The 18778-nt window shown below is 68.4% G+C and carries 13 protein-coding genes; 11 read left to right on the top strand and 2 right to left on the bottom strand.

Annotated elements, in window-relative coordinates:
• Positions 1–445 precede the first annotated feature (445 nt).
• Complete coding sequence (locus OG702_RS08625) at positions 446–583, top strand: hypothetical protein (RefSeq protein ID WP_327288263.1); 138 nt, start codon at positions 446–448, stop codon at positions 581–583.
• 472 nt (positions 584–1055) lie between these two features.
• Here the strand turns inward: OG702_RS08625 and OG702_RS08620 are convergent, their stop codons facing one another.
• Complete coding sequence (locus OG702_RS08620; protein WP_327288262.1) at positions 1056–1361, bottom strand: hypothetical protein; 306 nt, start codon at positions 1359–1361, stop codon at positions 1056–1058.
• A 159-nt stretch (positions 1362–1520) separates the two neighbouring features.
• On the opposite strand from OG702_RS08620, the gene OG702_RS08615 reads away from it, so the two are divergent.
• Entirely contained in the window at positions 1521–2819 is a 1299-nt protein-coding gene (locus OG702_RS08615) for a COG4705 family protein (RefSeq protein ID WP_327288261.1), read from the top strand.
• Between the two features lie 259 nt (positions 2820–3078).
• On the opposite strand, the gene OG702_RS08610 is transcribed toward OG702_RS08615, so the two are convergent.
• Positions 3079–4608 (bottom strand): helix-turn-helix domain-containing protein, encoded by a 1530-nt coding sequence (locus tag OG702_RS08610; protein ID WP_327288260.1) that lies wholly within the window; start codon positions 4606–4608, stop codon positions 3079–3081.
• A gap of 424 nt (positions 4609–5032) precedes the next feature.
• Here OG702_RS08610 and acnA point away from each other — a divergent pair, with 424 nt between their 5' ends.
• The 9 genes from acnA (at position 5033) to dxs (ending at position 18720) form a co-directional block, all read left to right on the top strand.
• Positions 5033–7747 (top strand): aconitate hydratase AcnA, encoded by a 2715-nt coding sequence (gene acnA, locus OG702_RS08605; protein ID WP_327293145.1) that lies wholly within the window; start codon positions 5033–5035, stop codon positions 7745–7747.
• A gap of 414 nt (positions 7748–8161) precedes the next feature.
• Positions 8162–9586, top strand: coding sequence for an N-acetylglucosamine/diacetylchitobiose ABC transporter substrate-binding protein (gene ngcE, locus OG702_RS08600; protein WP_327288259.1), 1425 nt, complete (start codon positions 8162–8164; stop codon positions 9584–9586).
• A gap of 42 nt (positions 9587–9628) precedes the next feature.
• The gene (locus OG702_RS08595) at positions 9629–10555 is read left to right on the top strand and encodes a carbohydrate ABC transporter permease (protein WP_327288258.1); all 927 of its coding nucleotides are present in this window, start codon (positions 9629–9631) and stop codon (positions 10553–10555) included.
• Positions 10556–10565: 10 nt separating this feature from the next.
• Positions 10566–11489, top strand: a complete 924-nt coding sequence (locus OG702_RS08590; protein ID WP_327288257.1) for a carbohydrate ABC transporter permease — start codon at positions 10566–10568, stop codon at positions 11487–11489.
• A gap of 281 nt (positions 11490–11770) precedes the next feature.
• A complete protein-coding gene (locus tag OG702_RS08585; RefSeq protein WP_327288256.1) occupies positions 11771–12973 on the top strand; it encodes an ROK family transcriptional regulator in 1203 nt (400 codons plus the stop codon).
• Between the two features lie 139 nt (positions 12974–13112).
• Positions 13113–14207, top strand: a complete 1095-nt coding sequence (locus OG702_RS08580; protein WP_327288255.1) for a sugar ABC transporter substrate-binding protein — start codon at positions 13113–13115, stop codon at positions 14205–14207.
• 244 nt (positions 14208–14451) lie between these two features.
• On the top strand, positions 14452–15240 hold the full coding sequence (locus tag OG702_RS08575; protein WP_327288254.1) for an ATP-binding cassette domain-containing protein: 789 nt from the start codon (positions 14452–14454) through the stop codon (positions 15238–15240).
• 14 nt (positions 15241–15254) lie between these two features.
• A complete protein-coding gene (locus OG702_RS08570; RefSeq protein WP_327293144.1) occupies positions 15255–16520 on the top strand; it encodes a sugar ABC transporter permease in 1266 nt (421 codons plus the stop codon).
• A 247-nt stretch (positions 16521–16767) separates the two neighbouring features.
• Complete coding sequence (dxs, locus tag OG702_RS08565; protein WP_327288253.1) at positions 16768–18720, top strand: 1-deoxy-D-xylulose-5-phosphate synthase; 1953 nt, start codon at positions 16768–16770, stop codon at positions 18718–18720.
• The last annotated feature ends 58 nt before the right edge of the window (positions 18721–18778 follow it).

The raw sequence follows: 18778 nt of genomic DNA, 5'->3' as shown, positions 1-18778 counted from the left end.
AGAGCGTCCAGTTCGCGAAGCGCTTGCGTCGGGCGGGGCAGTCCACGGGCGGCTGGCCGGCAACGTGGTCGGTGAGACGTTGGAACAGCAGGGGTGGATCGGCTCGGCGACCGTGCAGGCGCTCCTCCAGGGGCGGATTCTTCCCCGGGCGGCCACGACCCCGCTGGTTCGGCGCATCAGGTACTCGGGCATGGTCCCTTCGGTGAGCATCCCGGCGCGTGCGTCCAGCAGCCGCAGGTGTTCCTCGACGCCCTGGAGCTGGTCCACGAACGCCTGGATCCCGGACGCTGCGGTGGAGCGGAACCGGTCGAGTTCCCCGAGCTCGAAACGCCGCTGGGTCTGGATGACCTCCAGACCGTGAACGCGGGCGGACTCCAGCGGCGGCATCACCCAGGAGCGCTGCTTGGAGTGCCAGCGTGCTTCGCGGAGCAGTCCGGTGCCCGGGATGTTCACCCCGGTGAGGATCAAGGTGACGTCCAGGCCCATGAGGGCCCGGCTCAGGCTCCGGGCGGGTGCCTTGAAGAAGCTCAAGATGGTGACGCAGGTGCTCTTCGGTGTCGCGGTGACCGGGGCCTGGACGTAGGCGACCGGCGAGTGGAGGTTCACCGTGCCCGCGACGGACGCCGGGTTGACCGGGTTGTGCGGCCGCAGCCACCGGTCCTCGAACGCGGCGACGACCCTGCAGACGGTGGCGGTCTTCCCGTGCCGGCCCCAGCCGCTGACCGTGATGCCGGCCCGTGTCGGGTCCCCCTTCTTGCGGGTGTTCGCGCTGAGCCGGCGGTCGATGAGCCGGGACACCTTCTGTGCCATGGGGGTCTGCGGCAGCGGCAGGTTGACGTTGGTCATCTGCTGGTAGCTGTCGTAGTCGTCGCGCCGCAGCAGCGACAGGGTCTATGCCGACGGTCTGAACAAGGTCGAGACCTACACCCACCGTGCGGCCCTGCGCGGGATGCGCCCCGACACCTCCTACGTCTACGAGGCCGCGCACGGTGGCGCCGCCCCGGTGCGCGGCACCTTCCGCACCCGCCCAGGACGGGAGCGGGCCGCCTTCCGCTTCACCACCTTCGGGGATCTACGCGCGGGCAGCAACGACTGGGTTCGGCGGCGAGCGGGGCGACGATGCCGAAGCCTTCGGTGGCGTTGTGCAGGCCGAATCCGATGATCAGCAGCACGGCCAGCGAGATCTCACCGGTGGCCGCGGAGTTGCCGATGGCCAGACCTTCGGCAGAATTGTGCAGCCCGATACCGGTGGCGATCATCAGCGCGAGGCTGCCGGCTTTGGCACGCGTCGGCTGGGCCAGCTCGCTGACCGCGGCTGCGCCGGGGCCCTTGGAGAGACCGCGGCTCTTGCGGCGGCCCATGAAACGGTCCCAGTAGACGAGTCCGGCCAGACCGAGTGCCAGTCCGGCAGCCAGGATTGTGCCGCCGCTGATCGCAGTGGAGGGTCCAAACGGGTCCACGCGGGTGCGGTCTCGCTGCGACGGTAGCGACTACAAGCTTGTAGACGCTAGTGTCGCGGCATGACAATTCCGACGACCACCGTGACCCCGCAAGGTGCCAGGGGAAGCCGCCTGCTGAACAAGGTGCCCGAGGTCACGGTCTGGTTCTGGATCATCAAGATCCTCTGCACGACCGTGGGCGAGAGTTTCGCCGACTACATCAACACCACGCTGGGCTTCGGTCTGACCAGCACGATGCTGTTGTTCACCGTGGTGTTCGTGGTCGCGCTGACGATCCAGTTCCGCACCAGGCGCTACAGTCCGTTCCCGTACTGGCTCACCGTCGTCGTGGTCAGCGTCACCGGCACCCTGTATACCGACATGCTCACCGACCAACTGCACGTCCCGCTGTGGCTGAGCTCGACGGTCTTCTCGATTCTGCTGGCGATCGTCTTCGGGGTGTGGTGGCTGCGCGAGCGGACCCTGTCCATCCACAGCATCACGACCTTCCCGCGAGAAGCCTTCTACTGGCTGACCGTCCTGGTGACGTTCGCGCTGGGCACGGCCACCGGGGACTGGACACTGGAGCTGACCAACTGGACGCCCGCGAAGTCGGTGTTCCTGCCCTTGGCCCTCATCGCGTCGATCGCCGGGCTGTGGCGGTTCGGCGCCAACCCGGTCCTGTCGTTCTGGCTGGCCTACATCCTCACCCGCCCGCTCGGTGCCAACATCGGTGACTGGCTTGCCTCACCGAAGACCCCGGCCAGCGCCGGCGAGCCCGTCGGACTGGGTCTGGGCACCTTCGCCACGAGCCTGATCTTCCTCAGCGCCATCCTGGCAACCGTCATCTACCTGGCGATCAGCCGCAGCGACGTCGCAGAGACCCACGAGATCACCCACGAACCGTCAGTGATCACCAACCCGCGCAAGGAACGCATCGGGCTGGGAGCCTTCGGCGTACTCGCCGCCGCCACCGTCGCGCTGATGATCTGGGCGCACAATCAGCCCCACGTCACCTGCGACCCGACCGGTCAGAGCGAGACGCTGCCGGCCTGCCCGAAGGCGGCCTTGACCAGCAGCCAGGCGGCCGCGGCGGTGACGAAGTACGAGAACCTCGCTCAGAAGGCGATCGCTCAGGACCGCGCCGGGACGGCCGCGGCCTCGCATGCCACCGTGCAGACGATGCGCGACGACTGGGACGCAGACGCCACCTCCCTGCAGGCGGTGAACAACACCACCTGGACCCTGCTCGACAAACAGATGGATGCCGTCCTCGAGACCTACGCCATCGACCACGGCAAGATCAAGCCGGCTGCGCCGGCCGAACAGGAAAAGCAACTCGACGTCCTGCTGGGCGGCCTCCGGAGCCACCACTTCTGAGCGCCTGACGCTGCCGGGGCGCCCGGGAACGGAGCGTCTCAGGCTACGGAAGTACTCCCACTTTCTGCCCCGGGCCGGTGCACGGGGCAGCGCCGCGATCGACGCGATCTTTGCGTGGCGCGGACGGTGAGTTGGGCCTGACGAGCGTGGCCTGACGGCTGCTGTGGGCGCAAAGTCCCTGAGAAGTCCCTGAGGTGCCGCCGCACCCTTCCCGACCTGCTTCCTTGCAGGTCAGACGGGGTGCGGCGGCATCCGCGTATCAGATGTCCCGGAAGATCTCGATCTGCGCGCCGATCGTGTTCAGCCGCTCCGCCAGGTCCTCGTAACCGCGGTTGATGACGTAGACGTTGCGCAGCACCGAGGTGCCCTCGGCCGCCATCATGGCCAGCAGCACGACCACCGCGGGGCGCAGCGCCGGCGGGCACATCATCTCCGAGGCGCGCCAGCGGGTCGGGCCGTCGACCATGATCCGGTGCGGGTCGAGGAGCTTGACGGACGCGCCGAGGCGGGTCAGCTCGGTGAGGTAGATCGCCCGGTTGTCGTAGACCCAGTCGTGGATGAGGGTCGAGCCCTGCGCGGTCGCGGCGATGGCCGCGAAGAAGGGCACGTTGTCGATGTTCAGGCCGGGGAAGGGCATCGGGTGGATCTTGTCGATCGGCGAACGCAGCTTGGACGGGCGGACGGTGAGGTCCACCAGCCGGGTGCGCCCGTTGTCCGCCCGGTACTCCGGGGTGATCTCGAAGTCCAGGCCCATCTCCTCAAGCACCGCGAGCTCGATCTCCAGGAACTCGATCGGCGCCCGGCGGATGGTCAGCTCGGACTCGGTGACGACGGCCGCGGCCAGCAGGCTCATCGCCTCGACCGGGTCCTCGGACGGTGCGTAGTCGACGTCGCGGTCGATGTCCGCCACGCCGTGCACGGTCAGCGTCGTGGTGCCGATGCCCTCGACCCGCACGCCCAGCTCCTCCAGGAAGAAGCACAGGTCCTGGACCATGTAGTTGGAGCTGGCGTTGCGGATGACGGTGACGCCCTCGTAGCGGGCGGCGGCCAGCAGCGCGTTCTCGGTCACGGTGTCGCCGCGCTCGGTCAGCACGATCGGGCGGTGCGGGGCGATCCCGCCGGTCACCTCGGCGTGGTAGGAGCCGTCGGTGGCGGTGACGTCAAGACCGAAGTGCCGCAGCGCGTTCATGTGCGGCTGGACCGTACGGGTGCCGAGGTCGCAGCCGCCGGCGTAGGGGATCCTGAAGCGGTCGGTGCGGTGCAGCAGCGGGCCGAGGAACATGATCACGCTGCGGGTGCGGCGGGCGGCCTCGGTGTCCATCGCGTCCAGGTCGAGCGTGGCGGGCGGCACGATCTCCAGGTCGTTGCCGTCGTTGATCCACCGGGTGCGGACGCCGATGCTGCCGAGGACTTCGAGGATGCGGTAGACCTCCTCGATCCTGGCGACCCGGCGCAGGGTGGTGCGGCCGGCGTTCAGCAGGGTCGCGCACAGCAGCGCCACGCAGGCGTTCTTGCTGGTCTTGACGTCTATGGCGCCCGACAGCCGGCGGCCGCCGACCACCCGCAGGTGCATGGGTCCGGAGTAGCCGAGCGAGACGATCTCGCTGTCCAGGGCCTCGCCGATCCTGGCGATCATCTCAAGGCTGATGTTCTGATTGCCCCGCTCGATGCGGTTCACCGCGCTCTGGCTGGTGCCGAGCGCGTCCGCGAGATGCGTCTGTGTCCAGCCCCGATGCTGTCGGGCGTCCCTGATGAGCCTGCCGATACGTGCGAGGTAGTCGTCGGTCATATCGGTGACCCTATCTCATATATGAGATGGGGCAACGCGGGTACCGCCATTCGTGGCGCGTCCCGCCGTGACCCCGACGGCCCCACCGGTGACCCGGACGGCCCCGCCCGCGACCCGCCGAGCGGACGGCATCCGACAGACCTCACGCTACCGACTGAGGCCCGTGGCGCAACCCCCGCCACACAGGTCACAGGCCCGGCGGCCGGCACCGGCGCCGGGAGGTGCCGGAAGCGCGGCGGACCGGCGGGACGATCGCCGCCCGGCGGCAGAAGACCGCCATCCGGCCGCACATGAACCTGCCGCCGTCATGTACTAGAGTTATCTCGACATCGAGATATCTGCCGAGGCGTACCACGACAGCGCGGGCAGCGCGGCCGCGGGACACGCGCGCAAGGACGCAGGACGACGCATGAAGGAGACTGCCGTGTCGGCGAACAGCTTCGACGCCCGCAGCACACTGCAGGTGGGCGACGAGTCGTACGAGATCTTCCGGCTGGACAAGGTGGAGGGCTCCGCCCGGCTGCCGTACAGCCTGAAGGTGCTGCTGGAGAATCTGCTCCGCACCGAGGACGGCGCGAACATCACCGCCGCGCACATCCGGGCCGTCGGCGGCTGGGACTCGCAGGCGCAGCCGAGCCAGGAGATCCAGTTCACGCCGGCCCGGGTGATCATGCAGGACTTCACCGGTGTGCCGTGCGTGGTGGACCTGGCCACCATGCGCGAGGCGGTGAAGGAGCTGGGCGGCGACCCGGCCCGGATCAACCCGCTGGCACCGGCCGAGCTGGTCATCGACCACTCGGTGATCGCCGACCGCTTCGGCACCCCCGAGTCCTTCGCGCAGAACGTCGAGCTGGAGTACGGCCGCAACAAGGAGCGGTACCAGTTCCTGCGCTGGGGCCAGACCGCCTTCGACGAGTTCAAGGTCGTCCCGCCCGGCACCGGCATCGTTCACCAGGTGAACATCGAGCACCTCGCCCGTACCGTCATGGTCAGGAACGGCCAGGCCTACCCGGACACCCTGGTGGGCACCGACTCGCACACCACCATGGTCAACGGCCTCGGCGTGCTCGGCTGGGGCGTCGGCGGCATCGAGGCGGAGGCCGCGATGCTCGGCCAGCCGGTGTCGATGCTCATCCCGCGGGTGGTCGGCTTCAAGCTGACCGGCGAGCTGCCGGCCGGCACCACCGCCACCGACCTGGTGCTCACCATCACCGAGATGCTGCGCGGGCACGGGGTGGTCGGCAAGTTCGTGGAGTTCTACGGCGAGGGCGTCGGCGCCACCTCGCTGGCCAACCGGGCCACCATCGGCAACATGTCGCCGGAGTTCGGCTCCACCGCGGCGATCTTCCCGATCGATGCCGAGACCATCAAGTACCTGAAGCTGACCGGCCGCTCCGAGCAGCAGGTGGCGCTCGTCGAGGCGTACGCCAGGGAGCAGGGCCTGTGGCTGGACCCGGCCGCCGAGCCGGACTACTCCGAGAAGCTGGAGCTCGACCTGTCGACGGTCGTGCCCTCCATCGCCGGGCCCAAGCGCCCGCAGGACCGGATCGTGCTGGCCCGGGCCGCCGAGCAGTTCGCCGTCGACGTGCGCAACTACGTGACCGACGACGAGGAGGCGGGCAAGGAGTCCTTCCCGGCCTCGGACTCCCCGGCCACCCACAACGGCGTGCCGAGCAAGCCGACCCCGGTCACCGCCGAGGACGGCAGCAGCTACGAGCTCGACCACGGCGCGGTCACCGTCGCCGCCATCACCTCCTGCACCAACACCTCGAACCCGTACGTGATGGTGGCCGCCGCGCTGGTGGCCAAGAAGGCGGTCGAGAAGGGCCTGACCCGCAAGCCCTGGGTCAAGACCACGCTGGCCCCCGGCTCCAAGGTCGTCACCGACTACTTCGACAAGGCCGGCCTGACCCCGTATCTGGACAAGCTGGGCTTCAACCTGGTCGGTTACGGCTGCACCACCTGCATCGGCAACTCGGGCCCGCTGCCCGAGGAGGTCTCCAAGGCGGTCAACGAGGCCGACCTGGCGGTCGCCGCCGTGCTGTCCGGCAACCGGAACTTCGAGGGCCGGATCAACCCGGACGTCAAGATGAACTACCTGGCCTCCCCGCCGCTGGTCGTCGCGTACGCCATCGCGGGCTCGATGCGGATGGACATCACCCGGGAGGCGCTGGGCACCGACCAGGACGGCAAGCCGGTCCACCTGGAGGACATCTGGCCGACCGAGGCCGAGGTCAACGACGTGGTCGCCTCGGCGATCGGCGAGGACATGTTCCGCAGCTCCTACAGCGACGTCTTCGCCGGCGACGCCCAGTGGCAGGCGCTGCCGATCCCGACCGGCAACACCTTCGAGTGGGACCCGCAGTCCACCTACGTCCGCAAGCCCCCGTACTTCGAGGGCATGGGCATGGACCCCGAGCCGGTCACCGACATCAGCGGCGCCCGGGTGCTGGCCAAGCTCGGCGACTCGGTCACCACCGACCACATCTCGCCGGCCGGCGCGATCAAGGCCGACACCCCGGCCGGGCAGTACCTGACGGAGCACGGCGTGCAGCGCCGCGACTTCAACAGCTACGGCTCGCGCCGCGGCAACCACGAGGTCATGATCCGCGGCACCTTCGCCAACATCCGGCTGCGCAACCAGATCGCCCCGGGCACCGAGGGCGGCTTCACGCGCGACTTCACCCGGCCCGAGGCGCCGGTGGCCTTCATCTACGACGCCTCGCGCAACTACATCGAGCAGGGCACCCCGCTGGTCGTCCTGGCGGGCAAGGAGTACGGCTCGGGCTCGTCCCGCGACTGGGCCGCCAAGGGCACCGCGCTGCTCGGCGTCAAGGCGGTCATCGCCGAGTCCTACGAGCGCATCCACCGCTCCAACCTGATCGGCATGGGGGTGCTGCCGCTGCAGTTCCCCGAGGGCGCCACGGCGGTCACGCTGGGCCTGACGGGTGAGGAGACGTACTCCTTCACGGGCGTCACCGCGCTCAACGACGGCAGCACCCCGCGCACCGTCAAGGTCAGCACCGACACCGGTGTGGAGTTCGACGCGGTGGTCCGCATCGACACTCCGGGTGAAGCGGACTATTACCGCAACGGCGGCATCATGCAGTACGTCCTGCGTTCGCTCATCCGGCAGTAGCCGGCCCGAGGTGACTCACGAGTAGCACGGACCGCGTCTCCCCGTCAGGGGGGCGCGGTCCGTCCTTTTTGCGCAAGCCAATCCGCCGATCGTCCGCCATCCGTGGATGGGCATCGCTCTGACCTGCGGTTTCGTCGTCCCGCATTTCGGACAGGTCTCAACTCGGGAAAGCTTGCCGACCAAACGCGCTCTTGATCTTGCCCTGTCGGAGAGAAGTGGACTATACCTGTCGGCGTCCAGGGAACCTGCTGGAGCGCGGGGTCAGGCGGGTCAATCGGCAGGGTGGCACCGCCGGTCGTCGGATATCGTTCCCTGCCTCACTGGATGCACGGCATCACTCAAGCTTCAACTGTTCGCGGTCGTCGGCGGATTCCGCTGCACCGCATGAGTCCTGATGAAGGCGAGGACTTGAGCATGGGATCCGAGTTCAACCGGCGCGATGCAATCAAGCGGGCAATGGCGATCGGCGTGGTGGCGATTCCGTCTGCTTCGCTGCTGTCGGCATGTGCCACATCCAGTGGCGGGGACAAGAACAAGCCGGTCGCGACCGGCACCAAGTCGGCGGCCAATCCGCTCGGTGTCAAGAAGGGCGCGCCGCTGGAGGCCTTCGTCTTCAAGGGCGGATTCGGCGACGACTACATCAAGTCCGCCGAGACGGTCTACAACACGACCTACGGCGTCACGGTCAAGCACACCGGTACGCAGGCCATCGGCCCGAAGCTGCAGCCGCGCTTCGCCAACAACACGCCGCCGGACTTCATGGACAACTCCGGCGCCGACAACCTCGACACCGCCGCCCTCGCCAAGGAGGGCAAGCTGCTGGACCTCACCCCGCTGCTGGACGCCGCCACGATCGACGACCCGTCCAAGAAGGTCCGCGACGTCCTGGTCGCCGGCACGGTCGAGCAGGGCCAGTTCGGCTCCGACAAGATGTACGCGCTGAACTACGCCTTCACCGTCTACGGCAGCTGGTACTCCAACAAGCTCTTCCAGGAGAAGGGCTGGACGTACCCCAAGACCTTCGACGAGATGATCGCGCTCGGCGCCAAGACGAAGGCCGCCGGCGTCGCGCTGTTCACCTACCCGGGCAAGTACCCGTACTACGTGCACTTCGACCTGCTCGCCCAGATCGGCAAGGTGGGCGGCAAAGAGGTGCTGAACGCGATCGACGACCTGGAGGACGGCGCCTTCCAGGTCGACGCGGTCAAGCAGGTCCTCGGCTACTACGAGGAGCTGGCGGCGAAGAAGTACTTCCTGGCCGGGTCCGAGGGCAAGACGCACATCCAGATGCAGACCGACTGGACCAAGGGCAAGGCCGCCCTGGTGGCGGACGGCTCGTGGGTGGAGAACGAGGCCGCCCCGACCATGCCCAAGGACTTCGACCTGGCGGTCGGCCCGCTGATCGGCGGCGGCGACAGCGACAAGCTGCCGTTCGGCACCCTCTACGCGGCAGCCGGCGAGCCCTTCATCGTGGCCGCCAACGGCAAGAACCCGTCCGGCGGTATGGAACTGCTGCGGATCATGCTCGCCAAGAAGCAGACCGACAACTTCACCAACACCATCAAGTCGCTGACCTGCGTGGCGAACTCCGCCGAGGGCCTGACCCTGACTCCCGGCCTGGCCTCGGCGAACACCGCCCTCAAGGCGGCCGGCACGAACGTGCTCAACGCGCGTATCCAGGACTGGTACGTCAAGCTCAACCAGGAGACCATCGGCAACCTGACCGCGCAGCTCCTCACCGGGCAGATCAACGCCGCCAAGTGGATCGAGGGTGCGCAGAAGGCCTCGGACGCCACCAAGAAGGACTCGTCCGTGCCGAAGTTCAAGCACACCGTCTGATCCGCATTCCCCCTAACGGCTGAGACGAGAGCGACCGGCGACATGCGACACGGCAAGTACCGGTTCATCATCGGTTTTCTGGCGATTCCCCTGGCGCTGTACGGGGTCCTTGTGATCTCGCCCTTCGTGCAGGACTTCCAGATCTCCATGACGGACTGGACAGGACTCACCCCCGACAAGCACTACATCGGGTTCGACAACTACCGGAAGATCATTCACAACCATCTCTTCTGGCAGTCGCTGTGGCACAACGTCCTGCTGCTGCTGATTGTGCCGGTCGTGACGCTGGCGCTCGGTCTGTTCTTCGCTTTCATGCTCAACGTCGGCGGCCGGCGCAAAGGCAGCGCGTCGGTCGCCGGCGTCCGGGGATCGGGCGCCTATAAGATCATCTTCTTTTTCCCGCAGGTGCTGTCGGTGGCGGTGATCGCCATCCTCTGGCAGCAGATCTACAACCCGGACCCCGACGAGGGCGTGCTCAACGTCGTCCTGCACAGCATCGGGCTCGGCTCGCAGACCCAGTCCTGGCTGGGCGACCCGAAACTGGCGCTGGCCTGCATCATGGCGGTGATGGTCTGGGCGAACGTCGGCTTCTACGTGGTGCTCTTCTCGGCCGGCATGTCGTCCATCCCCACCGAGATCTACGAGGCCTCGCTGCTGGACGGCGCCACCCGGTCCACCACCTTCTTCCGGGTGACCCTGCCGCTGCTGTCCGACACGGTCGCCACCGGCTGGGTCTACATGGGCATCATCGCCATGGACGCCTTCGCCTACGTCCAGCTGATGTCGGTCAACAACGGCGGTCCCAACGAGAAGACCGACGTCGTCCCGCTGCTGCTGTTCAAGACGGCCTTCCGGGACAACAGCCAGTACGGCCTGGCGGCGGCCATGGGTGTCGCCATGCTGCTGGTGACGCTGGTGTTCGCCGTACTGACGCTGCGGCTGTCGCGCCGCGAGCGTATCGAGTTCTAGGGGTGCCCCGATGACAACCGAGACGATCGACGGGGCCCCAGGCTCCGCGCCCCACAAGTCCGGCTCGCCCGCCTCGGACGCGGCCCGCTGGAAGTGGCGCCGCAGCGAGGGCGGCGTGCTGAACGCCTTCAGCCACGTCTTCCTGGCCGTGTGGGCGCTGATGGTGGGCCTGCCGCTGCTGTGGGCGCTGTGGAGCTCGTTCAAGAGCTCCGGGGACATCCTCAGCCACCCGCTGTCGCTGCCGACCCACCTGCACTTCGAGAACTGGTCCCACGCCTGGACGAAGGCGAACATGGGCCAGTACTTCATCAACACCATCATCGTGGTCGGCTTCTCGACCGTCGGCACGATGCTGTTCGGCTCGATGGCGGCCTACGTGCTGGCCCGCTTCGAATTCCCCGGCAACCGGCTGATCTACTTCATCTTCGTGGCGGGCATGGCCTTCCCGGTCGTGATGGTGCTGGTGCCGCTGTTCTTCGTCACCACCAACCTCGGCATCATCAACACCCTGCCAGGACTGATCCTGGTCTACATCGCCTACTCGCTGCCCTTCACCGTCTTCTTCATGACGTCGTTCTTCCGCACCCTGCCGACCTCGGTGGCGGAGGCGGCACTGGTGGACGGAGCATCCCATACCAGGACGTTCTTCCAGATCATGGTGCCGATGGCCAAGCCGGGCATCATCAGCATCGGGATCTTCAACGTGCTCGGGCAGTGGAACCAGTACCTGCTCCCCCTGGTGCTGAACCAGGGCGACACCGACAAATGGGTGCTCACCCAGGGCCTGGCCGACCTCGCGGTGCAGCAGGGCTACCAGGGGGACTGGGGCGGCCTGTTCGCCGGACTCTCCATCGCCATGCTCCCGGTGCTGGCCGTCTACATCGTCTTCCAGCGCCAGGTGCAGGCCGGACTCACCGCGGGGGCGCTCAAGTAGACCCCGGACACCTCCCAGGCCTCCTGTGAACACCTGTACGCACGGTCGGCCGGCGCCCGGCGGCTCCGCAGCTCGCGGGGCCGCTGTTCGGCGTTCCCGCGGCCGTTTCGGATAACGGTGTGGTTCTCCCCCTTGACGGGACATCACCCCAAACACTCAACTTAGAGTTCACATGTTGTAGACGACGGGGTCTCGCTGGTGTGCTCCATCCGGCATCAGGGTCGGCCCCGTCCCGTGCGGGCAAGCGGACACGGGCCGCCTGCCGGGCAGGAGTGGATGTCGTGGAGACTCCGGGATCGCAGTCGTCGCTGCACCGGGCCAATCTGGAACGCGTGGTGCGTGCCGTGCGGCTGGCCGGATCGCTCACCCAGGCGGAGATCGCACGCAGTACGGGTCTGTCGGCCGCGACCGTGTCGAACATCGTACGTGAGCTGCGGGACAACGGAACGGTGCAGGTCACGCCGACCTCCTCGGGGGGTCGGCGGGCGCGCAGCGTGGCGCTGTCCGGGGACGCGGGCATCGTGGTCGGCGTCGACTTCGGCCACTCCCACCTGCGGGTCGCGGTCGGCAACCTGGCCCACCAGGTGCTGGCCGAGCAGTCCGAGCCGATCGACGTGGACGCCTCGGCCTCGCAGGGCTTCGACCGGGCCGAGCAACTGGTGGGCCGCCTGGTGGAGTCCACCGGTATCAGCGCCGACAAGGTGCTCGGCGTCGGCCTCGGGGTGCCGGGGCCGATCGACGTGGAGTCCGGGGCGCTCGGGTCCACCGCGATCCTGCCGGGCTGGAGCGGGATCAACCCGCGCCAGGAGATGTCCGACCGGCTCGGCGTCCCGGTCCAGGTGGACAACGACGCCAACCTCGGCGCGCTCGGCGAGCTGGTGTGGGGCGGCGGCCGCGGGGTCAAGGACCTGGCCTACATCAAGGTGGCCAGCGGGGTCGGTGCCGGGCTGGTGATAGACGGCCGGATCTATCGCGGCCCGGGCGGCACGGCCGGTGAGATCGGCCACATCACGCTCGACGAGTCGGGCCCGGTGTGCCGCTGCGGCAACCGCGGCTGCCTGGAGACCTTCACCGCCGCCCGCTACGTGCTCGAACTGCTCCGCGGCAGCCACGGCGACGGTCTGACCGTGCCGCGCATGGTGCAGCTGGCCCGCGAGGGCGACCCGGGCTGCCGCCGGGTGACCGGCGACGTGGGCCGGCACATCGGGATGGGCGTGGCCAGCCTGTGCAACCTGCTCAACCCCAGCCGTATCGTGCTGGGTGGCGACCTGGCGGAGGCGGGGGAGCTGGTGCTCGGCCCGATAAGGGAGTCGGTGTCGCGTTACGCGATCCCCAGCGCCGCCCAGCGGCTGTCCGTGGTCCCCGGGGCACTGGGGGCACGGGCCGAGGTTCTGGGGGCACTTGCCCTGGTTCTGAGTGAAATGGGCGATTCGACCCTTCTGGACGGGAATCAGCCGGTTGACACACCGGCCTTTTCGGCATAACTGAGCGTTCACACAGCTAACGAAACGCGCCGTTGCCATCTCGTTAAGTGTTTACTTCTTGACGACAGGGTGTCAGCCGGAGTTGACTCACCAGCACCTCGGCCGCGGTGTTGCGGCCCTGTCAGGGAGGCAACCTCACATGAACGCAATGACGCGTCGAATCGTCGTCGGGACGGCTGCGGTTTCGATCGCGCTCACCATGGCCGCCTGTGGTAAGGCCGGTGGTGACGACAAGGGGTCCAGCGGTGGCAGCAAGGACAACAAGTCCATCGGCCTGCTGCTGCCGGAGAACGCGACCACCCGGTACGAGAAGTTCGACAAGCCGCTGATCGAGGCCAAGATCAAGGAGCTGTGCGCGGACTGCAACGTGCAGTACGACAACGCCGCCGGTGACCCGGCCAAGCAGGCGCAGCAGGTCAGCAGCATGATCGCCCGGGGCGTGAAGGTCCTCATCCTGGACGCCCAGGACTCGACCGGCATCAAGTCCTCCGTCCAGGCCGCTGTCGACAAGGGCATCAAGGTCGTCGCCTACGACCGCCTCGCCGAGGGTCCGATCTCCGCGTACGTCAGCTACGACAACGAGAAGATCGGCGAGCTCCAGGGCCAGGCCCTGCTCGACGCCATGGGCCCGAAGGCCACGCCGCAGGCTAACGTTGTCATGATCAACGGTGACCCGGCCGACCCGAACGCCGCGATGTTCAAGGCCGGCGCCCACAAGGTGCTGGACGGCAAGGTGAAGATCGCCTACGAGCAGTCCGGTCTGTGGAAGGACACCGTCGCCGCGCAGAAGATGTCCGCCGCGATCACCCAGCTCGGCAAGAACAACATCGCCGGCGTCTACTCGGCCAACGACGGTATGGCCGGTGGTATCGCGACCTCCCTCAAGGGCCAGAACATCAACCCGCCGCTGACCGGTCAGGACGCGGAGCTCGCGGGTGTGCAGCGGCTGCTGGCCGGCACCCAGACCAGCACGATCTACAAGCCCTACAAGCCCGAGGCTGACGCCACCGCGGAGATCGCGGTCGACCTGCTCAACGGCAAGGACTTCAAGAGCGTGGCCGACACCACCGCCAAGCAGCTCGGCGGCGGCGTGATCCCGTCCAAGCTGCTGCCCGCCTTCTCGGTGACCAAGGCGAACATCAAGGACACGGTCGTCAAGGACGGTCTGTACACCAAGGACCAGATCTGCACCGCGGACTTCGCCTCGGCCTGCGCCGCCGCCGGCATCTCCTAGTCCGGCACCCGCGGTCCCGACCGGCCTCCGGGAGGAACCGCGAACCGCAAGCCTGTCCGGCGCCCCGTCCCGACAAAACACCCCGCTAGGGGCGGGGCGCCGGACGGAAACGCTTGCGGACGCATAATTCGGGGCGGGGGTACTACCCCTTCCCCGTTCACTTTGTAATCCTGTGCTTCGTGCACTCCCTCCGCGGCTGTTCAGTTCAGCACGCGGCATCCCCGCCGGTCAGGCGGCGAAGGAGATGGTTCACGTGTCCGCTACGCCCGTGCTGGCGTTGCGCGGAGTCTCCAAGCGATTCGGTGCGGTCCAGGCCCTCACCGATGTCGAGCTGGAGGTCCACGCCGGAGAGGTTGTCGCCCTTGTGGGTGACAACGGAGCCGGTAAGTCGACTCTGGTCAAGACGATCGCGGGCGTTCACCCCGTCGACGAGGGCATTATCGAGTGGGAAGGGCGGCCGGTGCACATCAACCGGCCGCAGGACGCCCAGGGTCTCGGTATCGCCACGGTCTACCAGGACCTCGCGCTGTGCGACAACCTCGATGTTGTCGGTAATCTCTACCTCGGCCGGGAGCTGCTGCGTTACGGCAGTCTCGACGAGGTCTCGATGGAAAAGCGCTCCCGCGAACTTCTGAACACGCTGTCGATCCGCATTCCCAGCGTCAGAATACCGATCGCCAGCCTCTCCGGCGGTCAGCGACAGGTGGTGGCCATCGCCCGCGCACTGATCGGTGACCCCAAGGTCGTCATCCTCGACGAGCCGACCGCCGCCCTCGGCGTCGAGCAGACCGCCCAGGTGCTCGACCTGGTCGAGCGGCTGCGCGAGCGCCGGCTCGGCGTGATCCTGATCAGCCACAACATGGCCGACGTCACGGCCGTCGCGGACACCGTCCACGTGCTGCGCCTCGGCAAGAACAACGGTGCGTTCCCGGTCCAGGGCACCACCAACGAACAGATCATCGCTGCGATCACCGGTGCCACGGACAACGCCGTGACCCGCCGGCTGGCGCGCAACGCGGAGGCGACCCAGTGAGCGACAAGACCACGATGCACCAGCGGCGTGACGAGGTGCCGCCGCCGGCCGTTGCCACGGTCGACCCACGGCTGCTGGTCCGTGAGGAGGGCTTCAAGGGCTACCTCACCGAGTTCAAGCGCAAGCTCAAGGGCGGCGAGCTCGGCTCGCTGCCGGTCATCATCGCGCTGATCATCATCTGGACCATCTTCCAGCTCAAGGACAGCCTGTTCCTGAGCTCGGCGAACATGGTCAACATCAGCTACTTCATGGCCGGGACCGGCATGCTCGCCGTCGGCCTGGTCTTCGTGCTGCTGCTCGGCGAGATCGACCTGTCGGTCGCCTCGGTCAGCGGCCTGGCCTCCGCGGTGTTCGCCAGCCTCAGCGTCACGCACGGGCTGAACGCCTGGGTCGCGGTCGTGCTGACCGTGCTCACCGGTATAGCCATCGGCGCGATCCACGGCTTCTTCTTCGCCAAGATCGGCGTCCCCGCGTTCGTCGTCACCCTGGCGGGCTTCCTGGGCTGGACCGGTCTGATGCAGTGGCTGCTGCGCGGCACCGGCAGCCTCACGATCCAGGACAAGGGCCTGCTGCACATCCTGGGCCAGCGCTCCTTCTTCATGAACCAGAGCATCGCCGGCGCGTACATCCTGGCCACCTTGGGTGTCGCCGCGCTGCTGATCGGCTCGCTGGTCGACCAGGGCCGCCGCCGGTCCGCCGGTGTGCCCTACCGGCCCACCAGCGAGATCCTGGTGCGCACCATCGCGCTGGCCGTGGTGGCCTACGTGGCCGCGTACGTGCTCAACAAGTCCGCCGGTGTGCCCAACGCGCTGGTGATCTTCCTGGCCACCCTGGTGATCTGCGACTTCGTGCTGCGCCGTACCACCTTCGGCCGCAAGGTCTTCGCGGTCGGCGGCAGCATCGAGGCCGCCCGCCGTGCCGGTATCAACGTCGCCATGATCCGTATCGTGGTCTTCGCGATCTCCGGCGGCTTCGCGGCCATCGGCGGCCTGTTCCTGGCCGGCCAGACCTACACCGCGACCCTGCAGGCCGGTACCGGCAACCTGCTGATGCTCGCCATCGCCGCCGCCGTCATCGGCGGTACGAGCCTGTTCGGCGGTCGCGGCAACGTCTGGTCTGCCCTGCTCGGCATGCTGGTCATCCAGTCCATCCAGACCGGTCTCGACCTGCTCAACATGGACCAGTCGATCCAGTACATGATCACCGGTGCGGTTCTGCTCGCTGCCGTCGTCGTCGACTCCGTGTCGCGCCGCACGCAGCGCTCCTCCGGCCGGGCGTAACACCCCGCCGGCGCGCGGCGGGTGACCGCCGCGCACCGCCGCACGCAGCACCGCACGCACATCCCGCACCGCCGGACGGACCTGGCCCCCAGGACCGCCCGGCGGTTTGGCGTGTGCGGGCGCACGGAAAGGAGGGCAGACAACGCCGTGACGGACATCGCCAGGGGCCGCCCGTCGCGTCGTGAACCGGAACATTAGACTCGTCCAAGGCCAGATCGGCCGGGAGCGACAGGCAGAGGAGGAACGGGTGGCTGTGCTGACCCGTATCAACGGACCCCGCGACCTCGATCGGCTCGACCCGCAGCAGCTCGTGGAGCTGGCCGGCGAGATCCGCACCTTCCTGGTGGAAGCGGTCGCCAAGACCGGCGGTCATCTCGGCCCGAACCTGGGCGTGGTGGAGCTGACCATCGCACTGCACCGGGTCTTCCACTCGCCCGCCGACCGCATCCTGTTCGACACCGGCCACCAGGCCTACGTGCACAAGCTGCTGACCGGCCGCCAGGACTTCTCCCGGCTCAAGGCCACGGGGGGCCTGTCCGGTTACCCCTCGCGCGCCGAGTCCGAGCACGACGTCATCGAGAACAGCCACGCCTCGACCGTGCTGGGCTGGGCCGACGGCCTGGCCAAGGCCAACGAGCTGCGCGGCCGCGACGACCACGTCGTCGCCGTCATCGGCGACGGAGCCCTCACCGGCGGCATGGCCTGGGAGGCGCTGAACAACATCGCCGCCGCCAAGGACCGCCCGCTGGTGATCGTGGTCAACGACAACGAGTGGTCGTACTCGCCGACCATCGGCGGCCTCGCCAACCACCTGGCGACCCTGCGCACCACCGACGGCTACGAGCAGTTCCTGGCCCGCACCAAGGAGGTGCTGGAGCGCACCCCGCTCATCGGCCGCCCGCTCTACGAGACGCTGCACGGCGCCAAGAAGGGCCTCAAGGACTTCATCACCCCGCAGGGGATGTTCGAGGACCTGGGCCTGAAGTACGTCGGCCCGATCGACGGCCACGACATCGAGGCCGTGGAGTCCGCGCTGCAGCGCGCCCGGCGCTTCGGCGGGCCGGTCATCGTGCACTGCATCACCGAGAAGGGCCGCGGCTACACCCCGGCCCTGCGCGACGAGACCGACCGCTTCCACGGCATCGGCCCGATCCACCCCGACACCGGGCTGCCGATCGCGGCGGCCGGCGCCGACTGGACCTCGGTCTTCGGCGACGAGATGCTGGAGCTGGGCAGGGAGCGGTCCGACATCGTGGCCATCACCGCCGCGATGCTGCACCCGGTGGGCCTGACCAAATTCGCCGCCGCCTTCCCCGACCGGGTCTACGACGTCGGCATCGCCGAGCAGCACGGCGCCGTCTCGGCGGCGGGCCTGGCCACCGGCGGCCTGCACCCGGTCTTCGCGGTCTACGCCACCTTCCTCAACCGGGCCTTCGACCAGGTGCTGATGGACGTGGCCCTGCACAAGTGCGGTGTCACCTTCGTCCTGGACCGGGCGGGTATCACCGGCAGTGACGGGCCGAGCCACAACGGCATGTGGGACATGTCGATCCTGCAGGTCGTCCCGGGCCTGCGGATGGCCGCCCCGCGCGACGCCGACCAGGTCAGGGCCCAGCTTCGGGAGGCCGTCGAGGTCGAGGACGCCCCCACCGTGGTGCGCTACTCCAAGGGCGCGGTCGGCCCCGCGGTCGCCGCGGTCGGCCGGATCGGCGGCATGGACGTGCTGCGCGAGCCGGCCGGCGACGGGCAGCCGGACGTGCTGCTGGTGTCGGTGGGCGCGCTGGCCCCGATGTGCCTGGAGATCGCCGCGCTGCTCGACGCCCAGGGCATCACCAGCACCGTGGTCGACCCGCGCTGGGTCAAGCCGGTGGACGAGGCGTTGCCGGGGCTGGCCGCCAAGCACCGCCTGGTGGTCACCGTCGAGGACAACCTCAGGGTCGGCGGTGTCGGCTCGACCATCGCCCAGGCGCTGCGCGACGCCGAGGTGGACGTTCCGCTGCGCGACTTCGGCATCCCCTCGCAGTTCCTCGCGCAGGGCTCCCGCAAGGACGTGATGGCCGCGATCGGCCTGACGGCGCCGGACATCGCCCGCCAGGTCACCGGCGTGGTCGCCACCATCGACGGCCGGTTCGCCGACGAGGCGGCCGATGTGGCGGCCGGCGGCGGCGCCGGCGCCACCGCCGGGCTCGCCCAGGACTGACCGCGCCGCGGGCGCCCTGCCGTCCCCGCCCGGGAGCCCCGTTAACGGGGCTCCCGGG

This window comes from Streptomyces sp. NBC_01198 (genome assembly GCF_036010485.1).
In the GTDB taxonomy this organism is placed as follows: domain Bacteria; phylum Actinomycetota; class Actinomycetes; order Streptomycetales; family Streptomycetaceae; genus Actinacidiphila.
The sequence above is the reverse complement of the archived record's forward strand: the minus strand, read 5'-3'. Positions and strand labels throughout refer to the sequence as shown.